The organism is Clostridium sp. AF34-13, from assembly GCF_003477845.1.
GTDB classification, from domain to species: domain Bacteria; phylum Bacillota; class Clostridia; order Lachnospirales; family Lachnospiraceae; genus Butyribacter; species Butyribacter intestini.
Map to the genome: position 1 here is coordinate 219,752 of NZ_QUEB01000004.1, position 22,569 is coordinate 242,320.

At 36.6% G+C, this 22,569-nt stretch carries 19 protein-coding genes; all 19 read right to left on the reverse strand.

What is annotated here, in order from left to right; translation table 11 throughout:
* Positions 1 to 3 precede the first annotated feature (3 nt).
* Positions 4 to 954, reverse strand: coding sequence for a GTP 3',8-cyclase MoaA (moaA, locus tag DWZ63_RS05335; protein WP_182431446.1), 951 nt, complete (start codon positions 952 to 954; stop codon positions 4 to 6).
* A gap of 50 nt (positions 955 to 1,004) precedes the next feature.
* On the reverse strand, positions 1,005 to 2,039 hold the full coding sequence (locus tag DWZ63_RS05340) for a molybdopterin-binding protein (RefSeq protein WP_118498992.1): 1,035 nt from the start codon (positions 2,037 to 2,039) through the stop codon (positions 1,005 to 1,007).
* The gene (locus DWZ63_RS05345) at positions 2,036 to 2,533 is read right to left on the reverse strand and encodes a MogA/MoaB family molybdenum cofactor biosynthesis protein (protein ID WP_118499027.1); all 498 of its coding nucleotides are present in this window, start codon (positions 2,531 to 2,533) and stop codon (positions 2,036 to 2,038) included. Before DWZ63_RS05345 ends, DWZ63_RS05340 begins: the two co-directional genes overlap by 4 nt.
* Positions 2,534 to 2,560: 27 nt before the next feature.
* Complete coding sequence (gene moaC, locus DWZ63_RS05350) at positions 2,561 to 3,073, reverse strand: cyclic pyranopterin monophosphate synthase MoaC (protein WP_118498994.1); 513 nt, start codon at positions 3,071 to 3,073, stop codon at positions 2,561 to 2,563.
* Positions 3,074 to 3,170: 97 nt separating this feature from the next.
* Positions 3,171 to 4,019 carry a selenium-dependent molybdenum cofactor biosynthesis protein YqeB gene (yqeB, locus tag DWZ63_RS05355; protein WP_118498996.1) on the reverse strand — a complete coding sequence of 283 codons (849 nt, stop codon included), beginning with the start codon at positions 4,017 to 4,019 and terminating at the stop codon, positions 3,171 to 3,173.
* Positions 4,020 to 4,022: 3 nt separating this feature from the next.
* A complete protein-coding gene (gene yqeC / locus DWZ63_RS05360; protein WP_182431447.1) occupies positions 4,023 to 4,628 on the reverse strand; it encodes a selenium cofactor biosynthesis protein YqeC in 606 nt (201 codons plus the stop codon).
* Between the two features lie 129 nt (positions 4,629 to 4,757).
* Complete coding sequence (locus DWZ63_RS05365) at positions 4,758 to 6,227, reverse strand: nucleobase:cation symporter-2 family protein (RefSeq protein WP_055942065.1); 1,470 nt, start codon at positions 6,225 to 6,227, stop codon at positions 4,758 to 4,760.
* 238 nt (positions 6,228 to 6,465) lie between these two features.
* Complete coding sequence (locus DWZ63_RS05370; RefSeq protein ID WP_118498999.1) at positions 6,466 to 7,419, reverse strand: hypothetical protein; 954 nt, start codon at positions 7,417 to 7,419, stop codon at positions 6,466 to 6,468.
* On the reverse strand, positions 7,416 to 7,985 hold the full coding sequence (locus tag DWZ63_RS05375; RefSeq protein ID WP_055942071.1) for an RNA polymerase sigma factor: 570 nt from the start codon (positions 7,983 to 7,985) through the stop codon (positions 7,416 to 7,418). Before DWZ63_RS05375 ends, DWZ63_RS05370 begins: the two co-directional genes overlap by 4 nt.
* 273 nt (positions 7,986 to 8,258) lie before the next feature.
* Positions 8,259 to 8,828: a histidine phosphatase family protein gene (locus tag DWZ63_RS05380; RefSeq protein ID WP_022014654.1), complete on the reverse strand. Its 570-nt coding sequence runs from the start codon at positions 8,826 to 8,828 to the stop codon at positions 8,259 to 8,261.
* Between the two features lie 35 nt (positions 8,829 to 8,863).
* Entirely contained in the window at positions 8,864 to 12,097 is a 3,234-nt protein-coding gene (locus DWZ63_RS05385; RefSeq protein ID WP_118499003.1) for a response regulator, read from the reverse strand.
* A gap of 255 nt (positions 12,098 to 12,352) precedes the next feature.
* The gene (locus DWZ63_RS05390; protein WP_118499005.1) at positions 12,353 to 14,773 is read right to left on the reverse strand and encodes an ABC transporter ATP-binding protein; all 2,421 of its coding nucleotides are present in this window, start codon (positions 14,771 to 14,773) and stop codon (positions 12,353 to 12,355) included.
* Positions 14,770 to 17,073 carry an ABC transporter ATP-binding protein/permease gene (locus tag DWZ63_RS05395; protein ID WP_118499007.1) on the reverse strand — a complete coding sequence of 768 codons (2,304 nt, stop codon included), beginning with the start codon at positions 17,071 to 17,073 and terminating at the stop codon, positions 14,770 to 14,772. Before DWZ63_RS05395 ends, DWZ63_RS05390 begins: the two co-directional genes overlap by 4 nt.
* Before the next feature lie 417 nt (positions 17,074 to 17,490).
* Positions 17,491 to 18,180: a GntR family transcriptional regulator gene (locus DWZ63_RS05400; protein WP_207664380.1), complete on the reverse strand. Its 690-nt coding sequence runs from the start codon at positions 18,178 to 18,180 to the stop codon at positions 17,491 to 17,493.
* The gene (locus DWZ63_RS05405) at positions 18,164 to 18,742 is read right to left on the reverse strand and encodes a cytidylate kinase-like family protein (RefSeq protein WP_118499011.1); all 579 of its coding nucleotides are present in this window, start codon (positions 18,740 to 18,742) and stop codon (positions 18,164 to 18,166) included. The genes DWZ63_RS05400 and DWZ63_RS05405 overlap by 17 nt, the downstream gene beginning before the upstream one ends.
* Before the next feature lie 124 nt (positions 18,743 to 18,866).
* On the reverse strand, positions 18,867 to 19,571 hold the full coding sequence (locus DWZ63_RS05410) for an LrgB family protein (RefSeq protein ID WP_022014660.1): 705 nt from the start codon (positions 19,569 to 19,571) through the stop codon (positions 18,867 to 18,869).
* A 12-nt stretch (positions 19,572 to 19,583) separates the two neighbouring features.
* Positions 19,584 to 19,937, reverse strand: coding sequence for a CidA/LrgA family protein (locus DWZ63_RS05415; RefSeq protein WP_022014661.1), 354 nt, complete (start codon positions 19,935 to 19,937; stop codon positions 19,584 to 19,586).
* Positions 19,938 to 20,418: 481 nt separating this feature from the next.
* Positions 20,419 to 21,405: a methyl-accepting chemotaxis protein gene (locus DWZ63_RS05420; RefSeq protein WP_055942089.1), complete on the reverse strand. Its 987-nt coding sequence runs from the start codon at positions 21,403 to 21,405 to the stop codon at positions 20,419 to 20,421.
* Between the two features lie 26 nt (positions 21,406 to 21,431).
* On the reverse strand, positions 21,432 to 22,520 hold the full coding sequence (locus DWZ63_RS05425; protein ID WP_055942092.1) for an FIST N-terminal domain-containing protein: 1,089 nt from the start codon (positions 22,518 to 22,520) through the stop codon (positions 21,432 to 21,434).
* Between the last annotated feature and the right edge of the window lie 49 nt (positions 22,521 to 22,569).

Here is a 22,569-nt window from a genome sequence, read left to right on the forward strand (position 1 = left end):
TTTTTAACCTCCTATCATATTCATGGTTTTAGTTTCTTTTTCACATAAAATATCTTCAAAATGATGGGATTTTGGCTTTTCATATATAGCCTTTCTCATAATTTTTGTAAGTTCATCTTTTCCGATGTCAAGTGCTTCTTTTAAATCTATAATTCTGCTATCGGCAAGGCATGGTTTTAACCCTGCATCTGATGTTATTCTTATGCGGTTGCATCTGTCACAAAATTTACCGTGAACCGCCTGAATAAGACCTACACGCACCCCTAGTTTCCGGAAAGCATAATACTCTGCCGGTCCGTTTTCATCATGCATTTTTGATACTCCACACACTTTTCCGTATTTCTTTTCAAGTTTTTCAATAACAGCCTTTCTCGGAATAATATCATTTTTCTCTCCTATTCCTACAGGCATCAGCTCGATAAATCTTATATCAATATTTTTGTCATTTGCAAACTCTGTCATTTTCAGCACATCAACTTCACTTCTTAGAACAGTATTTATTTTAAGTTTAATTCTGCTATCTAAAGCGGCATCTATCCCATCAATAACATTCCTAAGGCAGTTTCGCCCCGTGATTTTCCTAAACTCGTCAGAATCTACGGTATCAAGACTCACATTTATGCTGTCTGTCCCTGCCATTTTTAATACATCAGCCTTTTCGCTTAGAAAAACTCCGTTTGTGGTAATTCCGATAAAATTTACTCCACTCACATTTCTCATTTTTGCGATAAGTTTTTCAATATCAGGATAGATAAGCGGCTCACCCCCTGTCAGCCTGAAATTTGTTATCCCAAGGCAGACAGCACTCTCAACACATTTTAATACGGTTTCCACAGGGAGATAATGTATATCGGAAATCTTTCCCTCAGGCATACAATAACTGCATCTGAGATTGCAATTATCAGTCAGCGAAATCCTCATGTAATCAATCTTTCTTCCATAGCCATCCGTCATACTTTTCACCACCATTGTACGATTTAAATATCAAGTTTGTGCAAAGCACATTACCACCCTTTTCCAAAGCCGCAATTTGGAAATGTGCACACATCACAATTTAAGCAAAATCCACCCTCACCTAATGATGCGAGTTCATCCGATGTTATCATATCATTTGCAAGAAGTCTTGGCAGAACCAGGTCAAAAATAGTCCTTTTATTATACATGGCACACCCCGGAAGTCCGCATATCGGTATTATCCTGTCATCTTTTTTATAATAAGACAATAAAAACATTGCACCCGGCAAAACGGGTGAACCGTATGATATTATATCCGCTCCCGTATTTTTTATGGCAAGAGGTGTTTTATCGTCGGGGTCAACACTCATACCACCGGTACAAAATATTATGTCAACACCTGCATTGACGGCATCAAGACATCCCTTAGTTATCTTTTTATCATCATCATTAAAAGTCTCATGAAATGCCATTTCTACACCAAATTCATTTATCTTTTTTTCGATAACAGGTGTAAATCCGTCTTTTATCCTGCCATAAAATACCTCGTTGCCTGTCGTGATAACAGCCGCTTTTTTCATCGTAAACGGAAGTATCTTCAATATCGGAGCATCCGAACATATCTCAGAAGCCTTTTCCATTTTCTCTTTTTTTATAACAAGAGGTATTATCCTTGTTCCTGCAAGTTTATCCCCTTTTTTTACAGCGGTATTTCCATGCCTTGCCGCAATCATAAGCTCACCGAAAGAATTGACTTTCTTTAATCTTTCTCTGTCAACCTTAAGGAGTCCGTCACTATCTGCTATTACTTCTATTTTTCCCTCTTTTACCTCGGACGGATGCATATTTTCCCCTGCCGTCATATGATAAAGTATCTCTGCCGCATCGTTCTCATGAAGCATTGTCTCATCATTTTCCCATATATATATCATATCTTTACCGACGCTTAAAAGTACCGGTATATCTTCTTCTGTTATAATATGTCCCTTGCGGAATACGGCATCCTTTTTCACACCGGGAATTATCTGTGTTATGTCATGGCACAACACCTGCCCGACCGCTTCAGTTGTTTTTACAAGTTTCATTTAAGTTTCCCTCCGCACTCACTGTCATATCCGAGCAGAATATCAAGCCCATGCTCTATATTTCCAATCAGAAACTCCATACTCTCTGATACTGCTTTAACACTTCCCGGAAGATTTATTATAAGTGTCCTGTTTCTTATAACTGATGCTCCTCTTGAAAGAATTGCTCTTTTTGTAAACTGCATACTATAGGCACGAAGTCCTTCTGCTATCCCCGGTGCATTTTTTTCTGCCACACTAATCGTCACCTCAGGTGTTATATCTCTTTTTGAAAAACCGGTCCCGCCTGTTGTTAGGACAAGATTGCATTTTACTTCATCGCAAAGTCTTGTAAGCTCACTCTTAAGCATCTGTTCATCATCAGGCAGCAGTTTATATGATACAACCTCGTACTTATCTTTTGGGAGGAGTTCTTTTATTTTGGGTCCGCTCATGTCCTCCCTAATCCCTTCTGAGCCTTTATCACTTAATGTGATTATCCCTACGCTGTACAACATAAGATTATCTCACCTCGTCTGATATTAATTGTCACTACTGCTTACATCTGTATTGCGGTCAGCAACATAATGACCGCTTTTTCCACCTGCTTTTTCGAGCAGATGAATATTTTTTATCTCCATTGAGCGGCAGACCGCCTTGCACATATCATATATAGTCAAAAGTGCCGTGCTCACACCTGTAAGAGCCTCCATCTCAACGCCCGTTTTTCCAACGCAGGCAGTTGTACATATTGCCGTTATTGTCTTATTGTCTTCGTCAAGTTCAAAATCCACATCGCATTTTGTCATGGCAATGGGATGGCAGAGCGGAATAAGCATTGAATTATTTTTTGCCCCCATTATCCCTGCAATGCGTGCTATTCCAAGCACATCCCCTTTTTTGGCAGTCCCGTTTGCCACGGCATTAAATGCATCCTCATTCATTTTTATCTCACCACAGGCTTTTGCTACACGGTATGTGTCCTCTTTTTCGTGAACATCTACCATATGTGCTTCGCCTGCTTCATTAAAATGTGTAAGTTCTTTCTTATCCATTTTTATCCTCATTATTATAGCTCATTTGCAAAACCTATTGCAGATGATGTCTACTTTATAATTTCTGCACATTACCATCCTGAAAAACATAAATAAACTACATACCCGACACATAGCTGCATACCGCTTCAAGCACACTGCCGCCTATACTTCTTGATTTGTCCGATATTGTAAAGCAGTTTTTTAACTCGCCCTCTCTCGGATCTATATCTGCTATTTTAAATCCCTCAGTCACCTCAAAGCCGTCTCTGATAAGACCTCTGATAATACCTGATATGGTTGCATTTACAGGTACATACTCTCCTTGAAATCCTGACTTGGAAGTATTATTATCATATTTCTCGTATATCCTTGCTATCTCATCACCTTTTTTTACAACATCACCTATGTGGCGGATATTTTTTATAAAGCCATAAGCCGCCGCATGAATGACACGCTCACTTGTATAACCGCCTATGTTTCCGGGGATTCCGGTATTTGCAAGAGCCTGCCCTTTATCTATTATCCTTGCGAGATTGTGACCTCTCATAGTTTCCACAACTATGTCAACATCTTCCCCAGCCGTAAATCCCGGACCAACTCCTATAACAAGCGGTGCCATGTCCATAAATGTTCCAAGATTTTTCTTTGCGATTATCGCATCTACCACGATGTCAGGTCTTAATTTTGCAATCGACTCTCCTTTAGGGTCAATGATAACCGGCACAACTCCCTGTTTAATAACCTCATCCACCTCATCTAATGATGTTATAAGTCTAGCCTTAACTCCCTCTATTGTTATCTCTTTGTCGTAGACTGCCTCGCAGAACGAAACCTGCCTTCGTATTGCTGCAGGCTTTTTAGTTTCAAGTGCCAGCACTTTAAACCCTGCCCTGTGAAGTCTGTGAATAATGCCTGTCGCAAGGTCACCCGCACCACGGCACACTATAAATATATCTTTAATCATAATCTATTCCTTTAAAAATACAATTCCATCATCTGTCTTTTTTGAATAAATATAATGCATTTTTCCTTTAAATCCTAATTTTCTAAGCCTTTTTTCATATACTTCCTGAATTTGTTTTATATGTTCAAAAGTAACCTTTTCATCAGCTTTTGTCCCTAATTCAAAACTCATATCCTCAAATCTGAAAATAACATCTTTGCAATACTTTCCTATATCCCACAACCCTAAAACAAGATAAACATCCGTAGTAAACTCAAAAATAACAGGTTCACTTTCTAACGGATATTTAAGCGAATAATGCTTTGCTCCGTCAGCTTCTATCAGAATATTGTCTGCATACGGCATTATCCCTTTAAGTATTTCAAGCGGAAGTGCCTGAATTTTTTTATTGCTGCCATCACATATTTTTCCTGCCATGCAGTATTTATCATTTTTTAATCTCTCAATGATGCTAAAAATATCACATGAAATATCGGTATCTTTTTCAAGCATCATATGTGTTGTAGTTGTCAGAAGTACCGTCTCTTTTTTTCCAAGATAATAATCTGACATTTTATGGAGCAGGCTTGTCTTACCGCCTGCTCCTATCACTGATATTATATTTTTCACTTTAATCCTCTTTTCTGAGCAATTTGTTTATTATACAGTTCTTCTAAAACTTCATCTTCTTTACTTTTAGTCAGAAAATTTATTTTGCTCAGAAGCAAATTGTGGCATGAAATGTATCAGTAGTATTTTTTAGTCTTCCTCATCTATATCCCACATCTTACGCACTGACTTTGATTCCTTTGGCAATAAGATGTTTAATATTATCGCTGCAAGTGAACATGGTACTATTCCTGAACCACCAAATATAAGCTGTATATAATATGGAAGATGTGCTGTCGCACCCGTAGTTGCTCCAAGACCATAACCAAGTCCTATCGCCACCGAGATAATTGTTATCTCACGGCTGCCTATAGGCTCTTTTGTGATAAGCTGGATACCTGAAATAAGGATTGACGCAAACATCATAACTGCCGCACCGCCTAAAACAGACTGTGGCATTATTGACATGATAGCTCCTATCTTAGGGCAAAAGCCGCAGAGTATAAGGAATATTGCTCCCATAGATATTGCAAAACGATTTACGACTTTAGTCATTGAAACAAGTCCGACATTCTGTGAAAATGATGTATTGGGAAGTACACCGAAAAATGCCGCAAACGCTGAGCCAAGACCATCACATATAACACCGCCTGAAAGTTCGGTATCTGTTGCTTCTCTGTCCATTCCTCCCTCGATACAGGCAGATATATCTCCAACTGTCTCTATCGCAGTAACTATGAACATGATGCCTATCGGGATGATTGCACTTGCCTGAAATGACATTTTAACATCTGAAAGTGCACCAAATCCCATAAAACTTGGAATTGCTATCCATGCTGCATCTTTTACCTGTGAAAAATTTACTACCCATGAATATGTATATTTAGCCCCGTCAGCATCAACACCCGTATTTGGAAGTACAAATGTCATTATGACCGCAACTATATATCCTGCAAGTATTCCAAAAAGGATTGCCGAAGAAGAAAAGATACTGTTCTGTGGTGCAAAATGTTTTAATAATACGATAACTATCAAAACAACAAATCCCAAGAAAAGATTTGGAAGTGAGCCGTAATCAGCCTTACCGCTTCCTCCGCAGAAATAATTTATTCCGACACCAAGAAGTGAAAGTCCTATCGCTATTACGACAGAACCGGTAACTATAGGAGGAAAGAACTTTCTGAGTGGTTTTAAAAATGCTCCTAATATTCCCTCGAAAATACCTCCTATAAGACAGGCTCCCATAATTGCCCCGTATGCAATAATACCTCCACCGCAAGCTGTCACGGTATTATTTAACACACCTAAAAATCCCGAAGATGTTCCCATGACGATAGGCACTTTTCCTCCGACAGGTCCTATCGAAAACATCTGCACAAGTGTTACTATTCCGGCTATTATCATGGCATTCTGTAAAAGTGCCGTTCTAAGTTCAGAAAAACCTGCATCTGCCGTAAGTCCACAGACACCCATAACGATAATAAGCGGTGTAAGGTTTCCTATAAACATCGCCATTACATGCTGAAGTCCGAGCGGGATTGCCTGTGAGAGCGGAATTCTTCCCTCAAATTCATAAGGACTTGAATATCCGGCTGACTTTTTTTCATTTGTCTCTTTCATTGCTAATATTATCCTCCTGTTTTTGTTGATAATTGTCCCTAATATTTTACTAAGATATTTATCTACGGTCAATTACTTTTTTCTTTTTCCGTTGAAAAAAATACTGAATAATCTGAGGTTATCAAATTATTCAGTATTTTTCATATCTCATATCCCTGGTTTAAAGCTAAAATGCATCCATCATTTTGAACCCGGTCAATCACAAATCCATTGTCATTGCCTCCTCATCCCTTTCAGGTTAATCAATCTTTAATATTTTTTTAACCTCTGCATTTTCACTGTCAGACAGCTTTGCACCTTTTCCCGATGTGATAAGCATCTTTGTATTTGAAATATAGTAATACTCATTTCCATTATATTTTATGACGGCATCATATCCCTCTGTGTCTGAGTCAGAAGAAAACTTCTTTCCGTCAATTAAATTTTGTATTTTTTTTGATTCTGGGCCGGATATACTAATGGCAATCTTATTTCCATCACTGTCATTTTTATATACAATGACCGACTCAGTTGTATCTGTTTTATCAGGCTTGTCACTCTTTGAGTCCGGCTGTTGTGTCTGTTCCGGTGCAGTACTGTTTTGCTCATTGTCAGACTGGGCATTATCATCTGCACCATCACCCATTCTTTTTCTATCTGTGTCATTATCTTCACTGTAACTTTTCATCGTAGGTGCAGGTTCTTCATCCTGATCCGGCACAACATCTTTTTTTCCGGGATGTTTTTTATTTGTGGTAATATTTTTCCGGTTTCCTTTTTTAACCGTCTTTTTATGTTTACCTGTTTTCTTTTTCTTTGGATGTTTTTTCTTTTTTCCATCCCATACATAATAAGTGCTCTCTGGCTCAGCGGTCTGTTCTGTCACATAGTTATCACCATCATTTGCTTTTTCCTCTATTTTAGAATCCATAGAATTTAGCTTCCATACTCCCGACACGATAACACAGACAAAAAGTGTTGCAACAAATGCCACAGCTTTTCTTCTCTTTAGAAGCCATTCACCGAAAAGAACAACCTTATTTTTATCCTCATAACTATCATTGCTGTTATTTTCCCCTGACTTTTCTCCGATATACACCCCTTGTTCCCAGTTCTCAGGATTGGCTTTCGAGATCATATCATCCGGAAGTCCGCCAATAGCGTCAATTATCTTCTTTGATTTTTCTCTCTTTTCATCATCTAACTGCTTCATATAGCTATGCCCTCCTGTTCTAAATAGTTTTTCAATTCTTTTCTCATCCTCGATAATGCTGAACGCACTGAGCTTTCTTTCATCCCCATCCTGTCTGCTATATCTGAAATTTCAGCAAAATAAAAATATCGCTGTATAAAAATTGTCCGTTTTTGTTCACCTTTTTGTTTCAAAAATTTTGAAATAATACATGACAATTCATTTTTTTCAAGATTTTCATCAACTCTTCCCTTGCCTGCCATACATTCTGAAAGTTCATCATAAGACATCTCTACCTGTCCGCCTCCTCTTTTTGCAGCGTGCTTCTTTTCATAACAGTTCAATGCAAGATTTCTTACAATCTTTGCGAGATAACCCGCCAGATTTTCAGGTCTGTTAGGTGGAATTGAATTCCATATTTTAAGCCATGCATCATTTACACACTCCTTTGAATCTTCATTATCAAACAAAATCCTATTTGCTATTGTAAGACAATACTTATTATATTTTTCTTCTAGTTTCTTCAATCCAGATTCCTGTCTTGCAAATAAAAGATTTACTATCTGTATATCATCATCCTGTCTCATCCGTTTTTCCCTTCCCATATCATAATCAGATTTAAAATGGAATACACCCATTATCCGCAAAGCAAAAAACTAAGCCCTGTGTTATATCTGATCTTTCCGGCAATATTAGTTTATATATAACAGCCAGATTTCTTTTCATATATATACACAGAACTTTTTTTGTTTTGTTGCATTTTTTTAAATATTTTAAAATTATTTGTAACAACCCAGCCACAAAAAAGATAATTATCAATGTAATAAGCTTATTTATTCTTTTTTATCGTTGAATAACCTTTACATCAGTTTCATAAGTTTACAATTTTCTATTCCGGCACTCCAAAACCGGTCAAGTCCAATATTTTTTATGCGGCATACAATACTTGAATTCATCGCACCGTGTCCCACTATCAGAACATCTTTCCCCTCATCAAGCTTTTGCCTGACTACTTCATCAAGAAAATTGCCTGTCCTCTTAAACAACTCCTCAAAAGTCTCCCCGTCATCAGGTGCCTGATATTTTTCAGGTGCTTCAAACAAAATGTTGACCTGACTGTCAGATGACTTTAATTTATTTGCATCTGTTGAAAAACTGCTTTTAACTCCCTCATATTTTCCAAAACTCATCTCAACAAGCCTGTCATCGCTGATTATAGGTATATCACGCCCGGCAAGCAGTATCTCTGCAGTCTTTTTTGCCCTCTTAAGCGGTGAACAGTAACATATATCAAAATGCACATCCTTATATTTTAATGCCGCCGCTTCAGCCATCTTTATACCATCATCATTAAGAGGAATGTCTGTCCTTCCCTGAAGTTTATGCTGCTCATTCCAATCTGTTTTTCCATGTCTCATTATGTATAACATCTTTTTTATTTCCTTTAATTCTTATCTTTTTAAGATTACAGCCATTTTTTCAGAATATCATTAAGCTTGTTTATATCAATTGGCTTTGCCATATGCTCATTCATTCCTGCATTTTTTGCAAGAATAACATCCTCCGCAAACGCATTCGCAGTCATAGCTATAATAGGCGTAGCTGCTTTAACATTATCGTCAAGATTTCTTATGGCGGCAGCAGCCTCATATCCATTCATCAATGGCATCTGTATATCCATAAATATAATATCATATGTCCCGGCATTAGAGTTTTTAAGCATTTCAACAGCTTCTTTTCCGTTACAAGCCGTATCCACTTTTACCCCTGCCATCTCAATTATCTCTTTTGCTATCTCACGGTTCAGATCATTGTCTTCTGCAACAAGAATCTTTTTGTCCTTATAATTCAGCTTCATAATATCTGAAAGATAATTCTTTGCCGAGTCATTTGGCTTGCCCTCAAGAATATTTATAAACAAATCCTGGATTCTTGAGCGGAACAGCGGCTTTGTAATAAATTCATCCACTCCCGCCATTCTTGCTTCTTCCTCTATCTCTGAATAATCATATGCCGTGAGCACGATTATGGTAACATCTCTCCCCACAATCTTTCTTATCTGTCTCGTTGTCTCAATTCCGTCCATTCCCGGCATTTTCCAGTCAACAATTACAGAAAAATAATCCTCCCCTGTCTCATGTTTCTTCTTTGTCAGCCTTACTGCTTCATCACCAGATGACGCATATTTACCGTTTATTCCAATGTCATTAAGAATATTAATGGCATTCTCACCGCATATTCTGTCATCATCAACCACAAGAACAGGAAGGTCTATCAATTCCTCGACCCTGTCATTTTCTTTCTCCTGAAGTTTAAGGAAGATTGTTATCTTAAATCTGCTGCCCTTACCCGGCTCACTATCAACTTTTATGCTGCCATTCATCATATTTACGGTATTTCTGACAATAGTCATCCCAAGTCCCGTACCCTGAACTTTCGTAGTTCTTTTATCATCAGCCCTCGTGAACGGCTCAAAAAGTATCTTCTGAAACTCTTTTGTCATTCCTATACCATTATCTTCTATTGTAAATTCGTAGCATCCAACATTTTTTGAGCGGTCATCCTTTTCGTCTATCGAAAATATAATCTTTCCTCCATCAGGAGTATATTTAATCGCATTGCTGAGCACATTTGTAATAACCTGCTGCACACGCATACTGTCACCTATTACATTTTCATGGTCTATTTTGCCAATACGCACCTCAAACTCATGATGATGAGTTTCTATATCATTTTTTGTCATGACAATTAGATTATCGACCATCTCAGCGAGATTAAATTCTTCCTCTGACAATGTCATTTTTCCGCTTTCTATGCGTGACATATCCAATACCTCATTGATAAGCCCCAGCAAATGTCTGCTTGACTTAGTTATCTTACCCAGACAATCTAATACTCTGTCCTGATTGTCAATATTTGCTCCCGCAATAGCCGTCATTCCGACTATTGCATTCATAGGAGTACGGATGTCATGTGACATATTTGACAAAAATTCAGTTTTTAAATTATTTGCCCTGTTTGCAGCCTCACAAGTCTCCCTTAAAACTTTTCTTGATGCTATTTCAAGCTTCTTTTCATTCGTAATATCCTGCACGATGAACATAACTTTCTCAATGTTATCATTTTTATCATGTGAAAGAGGTATCACCGCCATATTTTTAAATACAGTCTCATCATTTGTGCTGTACTCAAATTTGTATATATCATCACTTCCATAAAATATTTTTCTTATAGAGTCTCTGGACAAGATTTCTTTTAAAGTCTTTTCTTCTGAAATCGGTTTGAATATCCCCGAAATCTTTTCTATAAATTCATCGTATTCCCCGACCGGTGTATATTCCGAATCATTTGGCAGCATACCATATACCTTATATGTATTCTTTTTTATATCACACATTGAAAAACGGTCAACCAGTCTTATAGTTCCATCTAAAAGCTGATTCATAACAGTATTCTTTCGTGTAATCTCACGTATTTCAGCCGCCTGTTTTCTTGCCTCGGTTATGTCTCTTACAAAAATCATCGCATAATGTGAAAAACTAGTATCTTCTCCGGGTATAACTACATTTCTTACAAGCCGTTTTTTCCCATCAATCATAATATTACACTCAATACTTATTTCGTGATTTCCCTCTTTGAATTTTTCTCTCATATATGCCCTGTTATAGATAAGTTCAACAGCCGATTTATCCTCCTCACAGACAAATTTGTCTATATATTCATGTATCATCTCGTCCCAGGTCGAACTTTTTTCAAATAATCCAAGCATAGACTCATCTACTTTGAGCGAATCAAATGTATTTTCCCTGAGATCTACATAATACTCGCAGATATTCGACTCCGTATATGCCCTATGGAATGCATCACTCTTTTTAATGAACAGCTCATTTGCCCGTTGTTCTTCAATATTTATAAATGTTCCAACCATCCTTAAAGGCGAACCGTCGCGCCTCCTTATTATCTCCGCATTAAATCTGAACCACTGATATGTTTTATCAGACATTCGCATACGGCAGTCCGAATTAAATTTTAAAGTTTCTTTCTCATCCCTAATAACTTTATTTAACAGCGATACTACTCTATCTCTGTCATCGGGATGTATCGTTTCAACCAGCATTTCATATCTGTTAGGAAAATCAAGAATATCATGATAGCCAAGCATTTTTCTAAATTCATGACTAAAAAACGCACTGACTATTTCATCTTTATCATTAAGTTCCATGTACCACATTCCAGACTTTAAAACATTGTTTATAAGTTTTAAGTTCTGCTGTGTCCAGTCAGTCTGCACGGACAACACCCACATCTTCTGTCCTTTTTCATCTACGGAATCAGTTTTATACATACGCACATAAAACGGTACATCAGACTTGCTGACTATTCTTCCCTCACCTGTTCCGTGAATCTTTTTAAAGCGTTCGACATCTAAAAAGCTCTGATTTTCGCCAAAAAAAATATTTTTAAGCGAACCTGAAGAAGCCTCCATAAACTCTTCATATTTATAGCCCAGATTTTCAAGAAAAAAACCGCTCACACTTGAAATAGTCAATCTTTCGTCATAATATCCTGTCAGAAATCCAACCATACTATGAGAATCCACTGCTTCTTTTACTGCTTCATAATTAACATCAGACAATTTAAAGCCGTTGTTAGTGAAATATATTGTTTCTTTTTGAATAAGTCTGTTATCTATCTGCATATAATCATCTCTCCACATTCTAAATTTAGAATTTATTAACAACAAAATCATATAGCACGAAATGCAACAGATGCAAAGCATCCGGATTTTGGAATTATTGTATCATAAATATGAGCACATTCGAGTTTATTATATCATAAATACTTCACTAATTCCCACTTTTTTTTACAAAACCATGACGATTTTAACCGTTTCTAAAACATATTCAACGAAAAAGAGCAAAACAAGTGTTTTGCTCTTCAAGAATTGTCTGCATTATTTCAGGTCGAGTGCAGCAGGTGGTTTTGCAAGTATTGATTTTACCGGCAGTATGCAGATAATGGCATATACCAAATAGTTGCACAAAAGCAGTCCCACAACTGCCCACCACGGGAAGATAACACCGACATTTAACGACGGTGCAAAGCTTATCAGCTTGATGATACCTGCCGTGACAAGTACCGCCGGAAGTGTCGTAACTGATGCCATTGCATATATTTCCAATATAAATGCCGATATTATACTTTTGTTAGATATTCCAAACATTCTGTAAACAGTCAGCTCCTCGCTTCTCAACATTGCATTTGATTTTATCATAAAATATATCATTATCAATGAGATAACTGCCGCTGCAATCATGATGACATTTCCTGATACTGAAACAGTTGAATATTGCTCAAGATATTCCTTTATCTGGTCATCATGCGGCACGGTCATTACAGGCTCAAATTTTTCCAGATATTTTGAACTTATTTTTTTATAATATTTCTTTGTCTCAGGAATATTATCCGTGTACGAATAGCAGGCACTATCCATATATATCTGTTCACACATAAGCATTTTGCAGCCCTTATCAGACATCACATAATCGACACCAAGACCGTCCGGAAATGTGCCCTTGATAACATAATCACCATCAAGATTCGCCTGATCTCCTATCTTATATCCCTCACTATCCGCAAATCCTTTTCTTATAAGAACCTCGTTATCTTTAAGCTTAACCTTTTTATATCCCTTAACATTTTCCCTGTTAAATTCTTCATCACTTTCAACCAGAGTAGTATTTTCCATAAGAGAAAGTATTACATTCGGACTGCAGTAAACAGACGGCTCACCCATATCACTTATTCCAACAACCTTGTATTTTACAGTTGCATCACTTCCGTGGAGTTTTGCACCGACATATGACTCATACCCGTCATACATAAGCGAAACTGCACTTGTGTATTCTGTAACTTTATCAATAAGCTGTTTATCGAGAACTACTTCATTTCTCTTTTCAGGCATTCTTCCATATAACAGTTTATTTTTGTCAAGATGTTCATATGGTATATATGAAAAATCTGACAGACTAATATCCTGACTTTTAATCTGTGTAAAGGTTCTTCCCTCAATATACATACCTGATGTATTTTGACATATTATATCACCATATTTTTTATTATTTAAATATTTGTTTATAAACTCATGCATATCCATATGTTCATCTTCGTTAAATATATCAGTGTTTTCTAAATTTACTTTAAGACAGTGTGAATCAGCAGTAACTATTGCCGCCTCGTCAATAACTTTATCATTTACATATTTTGCCGTTGTGATAGAAAGAAGTATAGCCGACACAAGAAGTATTATCACCATAAACCTCTGTTTCTTTCCTAGTGCCGCAATATTTGCCATCGCCATATGCCATATCTCCCTGAATGGAAGCCCTGCATTTTTCTTTTCGTCAAGCCTTGAAAGATTATATTCAAAATTATCAACATCTTGTGCATCAAGTGACGGTCTTTCCTCGTCAAGTATCTGGACACCGTTTTCGGCATTTGCAATGACAAGGTCATTTTCCGAGAGATTTTGTATATACAGCTTTCCATCTTTGAACACAAAATTAAGCCTGATCTTTTCAGGAATATCATCCTTTTTGTGATAAAGTTTAAATTCGGCATATTTATCATCAATAATTTCCTGTTCATATTCCTTAAGATAAATATTTGAATCATCACTTCTCTCATATGCTGTCGCATTATTTACTTTATCACTTACTATTTTTCCGTCTGATACCTGTATTATCCTGTCAGCAAAGAATTTTGCAATTCTTTTTTCATGCGTTACAACGATAACAAGACACTCTTTTGAGATATTTTTAAGTATCATCATCGTTTTTAATGTATTTTCTTCATCGAGGTTTCCCGTAGGCTCATCTGCAAGTATTATATTCGGAGCTTTTACAAGTGCTCTCGCTATTGATACACGCTGCTGCTGTCCTCCTGAAAGCTTTGATACTACTTTTTTCTTATATTTAAGAATACCCAGCATATCAAGGATATAATCAACCCTCTCGTTTTTCTCCTCCTCAGTAAGGTCATATCTGTTCAGTGCAAGTTTAACATTATAGCCGACCGTGTAATCTTTAAGGATATAATAATTCTGGAATATGTAGCCGAAATGTTCATTTCTTATGGCATCAGTCAGTTTAGGAGAATAACCTGTCAACTTAGTGCCGTTTATCTCTATAGAACCGCCGGAAAAATCATCAAGACCACCTATGGCATTTAATAAAGTCGTCTTTCCTGAGCCACTCTCTCCAAGAATACACACAAGCCCTGTATTTCCAAACTGGAGGTTTACATCATTTAAAGCACACTGTTCGCTCTTTTTACCTTTATTATAATATTTATCCAAATTATTTATACGAATCATTGATGAAACCTCCTTTTAACATAGTGATTAAAGCCCATAGCCGTCACTGCACATAATAATATATTGTATAGAACAAAACATATATAAGTTCCAAATCTGTAATACCATGTAATATCAGTAATAAAACCTACTCCTGCCAGTCTCAATATAAAAGCAAGCACAAGTGCAACAACCATTGCGATAACACAGTATATCGCAAGCTCTATATAATTGATACGCCTTAACACACCTTTTTTCATGCCTATAAATCTAAACACGATATATTCTTTTACATTGAGAGTCATCATCGCACGCAATATTAAAAATCCTGCTATGAACATAACCACAAGACCTGCCGTGCAGATTCCTATTATAACTAAACGCTGCTGTTCTTTCGTGTCACTCTTAGATGTTGCTCCTGCTCTGTAAGTGCTCACTGCATAATATCCGCTTTTTTCAAGTTTCTTTAAGATATAATCTGTCTTTGCGTAATTTGCGATATACACGGATGCCTGGAGATATTTAGGACTATAATATTTATAGAAAAACTCCCTGCTTACTTCCATGAAATTTCTGCTGTCCTCATTTTTTTTAGAAAGCACTTCCATTTCTTCCTCAATATAATCACCATCCGCCTTACCGTTCTCATCAAGCTTCTGAATTCTCAATTTATGCTTTCCATCTCCCGGATAATCTCCATTTAAGTTTTTCGATAAAGTCACTTCATTTCCCTTAAGTTCATTGTTTATAACCGGTATAAATTTTCTTTTTGCCTTATAATCTCCCATTGAAACATCATAATCATAAAGTAATCTGAAATCACTTGAATCAAGGTTCATGGAAAGCATATTACACAGTTCTTTTGTAAAATATACCTGAGTTGTCTTTTTCTTTAAAATACCTGTAACCTTAACCGTACATTTGATATAATCGTCACCATCCCAGATATTATAAGCGGAGAAATAACAATCCATTTCTTTGCCTATAAGCTTATCGTCATCAGAATACATGACTACCTCATCCATTTTTTTAGGAAGCTCTCCTTTTTTGAGATCATCTTTAGTGATACAGTCAGTAGATAACATAAATTTATCATCTTTCAAAAATGCAGGTGTAGCTGAACCTTGGATCTCACGCTGTGTTATCTGCATACCATATTGCATTTCATAATCCCTGTCCTCAATTATGTAATAATTTATATCGTTTGCATAATCACACGAATCCACATTTTCTACATATCTTATCTTTTTTATCTGCTTTATATCATCAGCAGTTATCTTCTTACCGTTTTTCTTTTTGACAGATATTCTCTTGTCGCTCTGTCTTGCAAATGCAAGTCCATCATAATTTTTTGTGCATATGTCGTCACTCTTTAAATTAAGCTCACCTATAAGTACAAATGAAACGGCACTTACCACAATAAGGAATAATGTAAACAGCATAGCTTTTGCACGCTGTGTTTTTAAATTAAGCATTACAAAAAACTTTGCATACCATGTATCAGTATATTTAGCTGCTTCGTCACTTTCTGCTGTTTCCTTTTTTCCGTTTTTTTCCGTACTGACGCTGCTACTTACAACTTCGCCTGTATCAGCCGTACCTGCTTTTTCATCAGATTTGTTTTCTTTGCTTTCCCGAACCTGTATATCAGAAATAATAACTCCCTCGTGAAGCCTTATCTTTCTTGTCACATAAGGCTCAACCTGCTCATAATTGTGAGTTACCATTATAACAAGACATTCTTTGGATATTTCTTTTAACAGTTTAACTATCGAAAGTCCTGTCTCACTGTCTAGGTTTCCGGTCGGCTCATCGGCAAGTATCACTCCTGTCTGTTTTGCCAGTGCTCTCGCAATGGATAATCTCTGTTTCTGGCCGCTTGAAAGTTCATTTGCAGGATGCGTTTCATATCCTTTAAGACCAACCTTTTCTATATAAGTCATCGCCAGACTCTCTGCTTCTTCTTTACTCTTTCCCATCGCAAAAAGACCGCTCACGATATTGTCAAGCACCGTATAATGTCCTATAAGACTGTAATCCTGAAAAATATAGCCGACTTTTCTTCTTCTGTATTCTTCCCAGTCTGCATCGTCATACTGAAATGTAGGCTCACCGTCAACATACATCTCACCGTCATCATAACCTGTCATTCCTCCGATAACATTAAGAAGCGTGGACTTACCTCCACCGCTCTCGCCCGTTATCGCGACGAACTCGCCAAAATAAAAATCAAGATTTATCTTGTGAAGTGCCTGAGTAACTTCATTCTCAGAAATATAACTCTTGCTCACACCCGCAAGACTGATTTTAGCTTTGCTCATATTTTCTCTCCTTCTCTTTTATCAGATTATATATCAGATTTTGTATATTTTATACAAATATCTGAGTATTTAATTCACAAATACATAAAATATTTTACCATATTTTTTTTATAATTTCATCAATTATTTTAAATTTTCATAAACAAATCTATACTTTTTCACATATTTTTCACATATTTCACAATATCAAAAACTATTTTAATCAAATATAATTTAAAAAAACAGTTAAAATCAAATTTTCGGTATCCACTCCATATATCAAATATATGAAACCAAAATCTCCAATTCTAACTGTTTTATTTACAAATCATTTATATCTCTGTTTAATTTTCACATTCAGCCACACTAATATTACTATTCAAGTGTAACAGTTCAGCCTTGCATTTCTTACATTCAAGTTCTCTTTTAACAAATATTTTATTGACTATCATTTTTCAGTAGTCTGTCAATAATATCGTAATGCATATCAATAGCGTACATACATAAATCTCTTTTATTCTCTATAAGTCCGCTGAATATAAGTGAATGGCTTTTCAATAATTTTTTGTAATCCTCTGCATCTGACTTTTCCAGCACTTTATTTATCCACTCTCTGTAAACACCTATAACAGCATCCATTATCGTTATCCAGAATGAATTATCAGTTGCAAGCATCAGATTTTTATGAAAATCTTCATCCAGCAGGGCAATCTCATCATTTCCGGCAATCTCCATTTTTTCAAGGATAAGCTGCATTGTAACCCTCCACTTTTCCTGTGTACCTTTATCAAACACTGCCATACACACCATCTTGTCCATATATCTTCTAAACGAACATATTTCTTCTTTTGTGGTGCTGTCAATAGTGAGCATTATGCGTATCATATCCTGTATCGCACCAACAGAATTTTTTGAAACATAATTTCCGGAGCCCTGCCTCCTCTCAATAATGCCCATTCCATTAAGCATACTTAAAGCTTCTCTGATTGAATTTCTGCTTATTGATAACTTCTGTGCGATAACTCTTTCAGCGGGGAGTCTGTCCCCGACTTTTAATATATTTTCCTGTAAAAGACCACATATATATTCTATTACTTTTTTATATTCCTGTTTATTTGTCTCCTGCATACCCCATCCTTTCCGCATAAAGTTCTACCATAGCCACTACCCCGTCAACACCAAGTTTTGTCACATCAAGACAAAGGTCATAGTTTCCTGAATATCCCCAGATTGTCCCTGCGTAAAAACTCTGATAATTTGACCTTCTCTCATCAGTTTCATCCACAAGATTTTCCGCTTTTCTCTCTGATATACCATGTTTTTTCTGTATATAATTTACTCTGCTTTTTTTATCACCGCTTATAAAAAGTCTTATTACATCTTTTCTGTCCTTAAATGCCTCATTTGATGCCCTGCCTATGACAATGAAAGACTTTTCCTTAAGCAGCATTTCAAAAGCTTTCTTTGGCGTATCATATGTAGACACACTCTCTTCTAAAGCTATCGAATATATAAGTGAATTAACAGGTTTTTCAGCAAAAAAGTTCGGATATCTGTCATATGCACCGCTTTTTATTGCCAACTCCTTTATCCCCTTTTTGTCATAAAATGGAATATTAAATTTTTTGGCAAGTGCCCTGCCTACAGTATCACCCTTACATCCACATTCTCTCCCTATAGTTATTATCATATCTCTTTCCCTCCCGTCTTTAAATATACAAAGTTATTGTTATCTTATTGTCTGCCGCCTGCTTGATAGTGTTAATCCTCATTTCTGCACACATTTTTTTGTGCATAATGTGAGATATAATACACTATATAAAATTGGCAAAAATAGAAGCCCCTACAACGGTGATTATGCCTGCAACAGCAATAGAAAGACTGCTCATTGCTCCCTCTATCTCTCCCATTTCCATTGCCTTTGCCGTTCCTATGGCATGGGATGCTGAACCTATGGCAAGTCCTTTTGCTATCGGCTCTGTTATCCTAAATATCTTACATATAAAATCAGCAAGTATATTACCTAAAACTCCCGTCACTATAATAACGGCTACCGTGATAGTCACATATCCGCCTAACTCCTCGGAAACTCCCATGCCTATAGCCGTTGTGATTGACTTTGGAAGCATTGTGACATACTCTTTGTGTGACAATGACATTATTTTTGACAAAACAAACACTGTCACAAGGCTTGTCAGAACTCCCGACAGGATACCTGCGATAACGGCTTTCCAATGAGTTTTAAGAAGCTCTATCTGCTCGTACAGAGGAATGGCAAGACAGACCGTGGCAGGTGTCAGAAACCAGCTAAGATATGATGCACCCTTATTGTAAGTGTCATAATCAACATCTGCTATTAGAAGGACTACTATGGTGACTGCGATAGATACCAGCAGAGGATTAAATATCCCAAGATGTGTCTTTCTTTTCAGGAACATACCGAGTGCGTATGCTAAAAGACTTAATGTAACTCCTGCAAATGCTGATATTTCAAAAAATTCATTTAATGTACTGCCCATGATGAGCCTCCTTTATCTGTTCTTTTTAATCTTTATAAGAAATTGTGTAACGACACCGCTCACACCCATTACCGTAAATACGCATACGACCGTGATTATGCTCACCGGGACAAGCACAGGTTTTAATACTCCCCATGATGCCATAAGACCCACACCTGCCGGTATAAACATAACAGGCATTGTGGCAATAAAAAATTTACCCGCCTCCCTGACGCTTTCAAGCCTGATAATTCCAGTCATAAGTCCGACAAACAATATGAGCATACCGTATATGCTCGCCGGCACAGGTAATGGAAGAAGATATTTTAATATCTCACCTATCATTGAGATTGCAAGAATAATAAGAAATTGTTTTAAGTATTTCATCATTGCTCCTTTTCGTTTATTATTTTTTCTGAATAATTTAGAAATATTTAACCATTATAAATTGGTTCTACCAATTATTATATTCGTTTTTAATATTTTGTCAAGAAAGAGCAAAAATGAATTATTTTCGCTGTGGCTTTTTAACACAGAGACTGATATAAAATTTCCGACTCATGGACGGCTCTTGCCTCTAACGCCATTCGCTGAAAAGTTTATATCAGTCTCTGCTGTTTATATATGCTTTTTTATTTTATGCAGTGTATCTTGCCAGTCCATTTGTTATCCCTGACTCTATTTTTGCTCTTGCTAATGTAAGCTGTATTATAAATGTCACAGTTCTGAATATTTCTCTGGATATTTTTCTTTTATGTTATCTAAAAGCTTTTCGGTTTCTTTAACTTCACTGTTTGATGCTTTTGTCACTTCAAAATCAACCAGCAGTTCATATGTTGCATCTGATAACAGATGCAGACGAAATCCATCACTGTATTTCTTTTTTTATTTTTCTTACAAGAGGTTCTGCCTGCTCCATCATATTTGATATATCTTCATATAAAAACCCCTTTTGCGTAGTCATACTCTTAAAGCCATCTATCAGCTGCATAACTCTCTCATATCGCTCATTATTTGACTCAATGCTGTTTTTTATGTCATTAACCTTAACACTGCATCTGTCAACAGCTTGTGCTATACCGTTTCTGTCATCCTGTGTCTTGGCAACAGATTCAACTATTTCCATAAATACATTCTGTGTAGTATTCGCCTGCTCTCTTGTAGTCGCTAATGTCTCATTTGCATTGTCTATCGAATCGGTAAGCTGCTTTGAGCTTTTCTCCAATCCCTCAATACTTTTATCTACCTCAGATACAAGCTCTTTTATGTTTTGTGAAAGTCCTGTAACCTGCCCGGCTACCACGGCAAATCCTCTTCCATGCTCCCCGGCTCTTGCCGCTTCAATAGAAGCATTTAAGGCAAGCAGATTTGTCTTGTTTGCCACGGCAACAATTCCTGCCATGGCAGTTTTTATCTCATCAAAACGTATTCTGAATTCATCATATATTGCAGAGATTTTTTTAAATTCATCCTCAACATCTTTCGTGCCGCTTATCAGAAGATTCATGTCCTCCCGTGCATCTTCTGACTGTCTGTTTATGTTATTTATCTTGCTGCTAAAATCACCGGACATATTTTCAATATTTATGAACTCGTCTCCAAAATCTGCAATCGTTTCACTAAACAACCTGTTATCATTAAGCACGGCTTCATAAGCCCCCTTAACCTTGTCTATCTCCTTTATGGATTTAATCTCCTCATCGGCAAGAGCTTCTTTCTTTTCAAGAACAACCTTGCTCATATATTCCATTGAATCAAGATATTCATTAACTTTTGCCTTTTTGTCATTTATCATAACATCATCATTTTCCATTATTGATGTATTTTTTTCATAATTTTTCTTTTTTCCAAACATACTATCACCATTCCTGTACACTATTTTTACTCAAAAACCGCACATACCATAGTCTGGTTTACGTGCTGGTTATTAAACTGTTCTCCGCCACCGATAACTCCGACATGACCGCCAAGTGATGCCATGTCATTTGCATATGTACCAAAATACTTTTCATTTTGATATAAAAGATACCTGTATATGCAGTCAATAGAAAAAACAAGCGAAATCTTTGAAAATGATCTTCTGATTTCTTCTCTGTGATTTTTCTCAATATTTTTATAATCACCTAACGACAGGAAATAGATACAATCGTTTTTATTTATCCTCTTATAATTGTATAATGCACCTCTGGAATCCATATCCATCATCGAAGAAATATAAACTTCATCACCGACAGCACGCCCCATCGGATTATTAAATACATTCTCAACAATTTTGTCTTTTGGCACTCCCACCTCATTACTGTAAACATCGGCAGCAGCTCTTCCGTCAAGCTCTATCACTGCCTTTTTTGCTGTGTCAACCCTGTTTGCAAAGTGATATTTGTCCGTCCTTTTTTCATATATGTTTTCCTTAAATACATCAGCTTTTCCGGTCGTATTTTTGATAATTGCAAAAACACACGCATCCTCATAAATTTTTCCGTTATATGATACGACTGTCTTTTTGCCGTCAGGTGCCCCGAATACTGTTCCTCCTGCAAGTTTTATTCCTTTTGGTGCCAGACATGAATTAAATGTAGTGACAAGTTTTTCTTCATCATTTGTGCAAAACTCTATACATACGGTATTATCTCTGCCGGGCGACACTTTTCTTATCATTTCATTTATCTTCCCAACTGAAGCTACAGGGCAAAGGCTTATATCTCTTATGATACCACACTCTGTTTTAGCATCTTCATAAAGTCCAAGTACAACAAGATTATCATCACCATATGTTCCATTGGCAAGCTTTGTTCCAAGAGTACCTATAATCTGTGTCTTGGGAAATTTTTCATGAAGAATTTTCGATACATCTTTTATCTGTGCATATGAGCTTAAAAATATGATCGTCACGGGCGAACCTATTCCCCGGACTGCTTCATCCACCGCAAGCTCAACCTTTCCTTTTCCAATTCCTATGTATGATTTCATATATACCTCCTAGTATAATAATGATGTAGTCAAACAAGACTACTTGGTT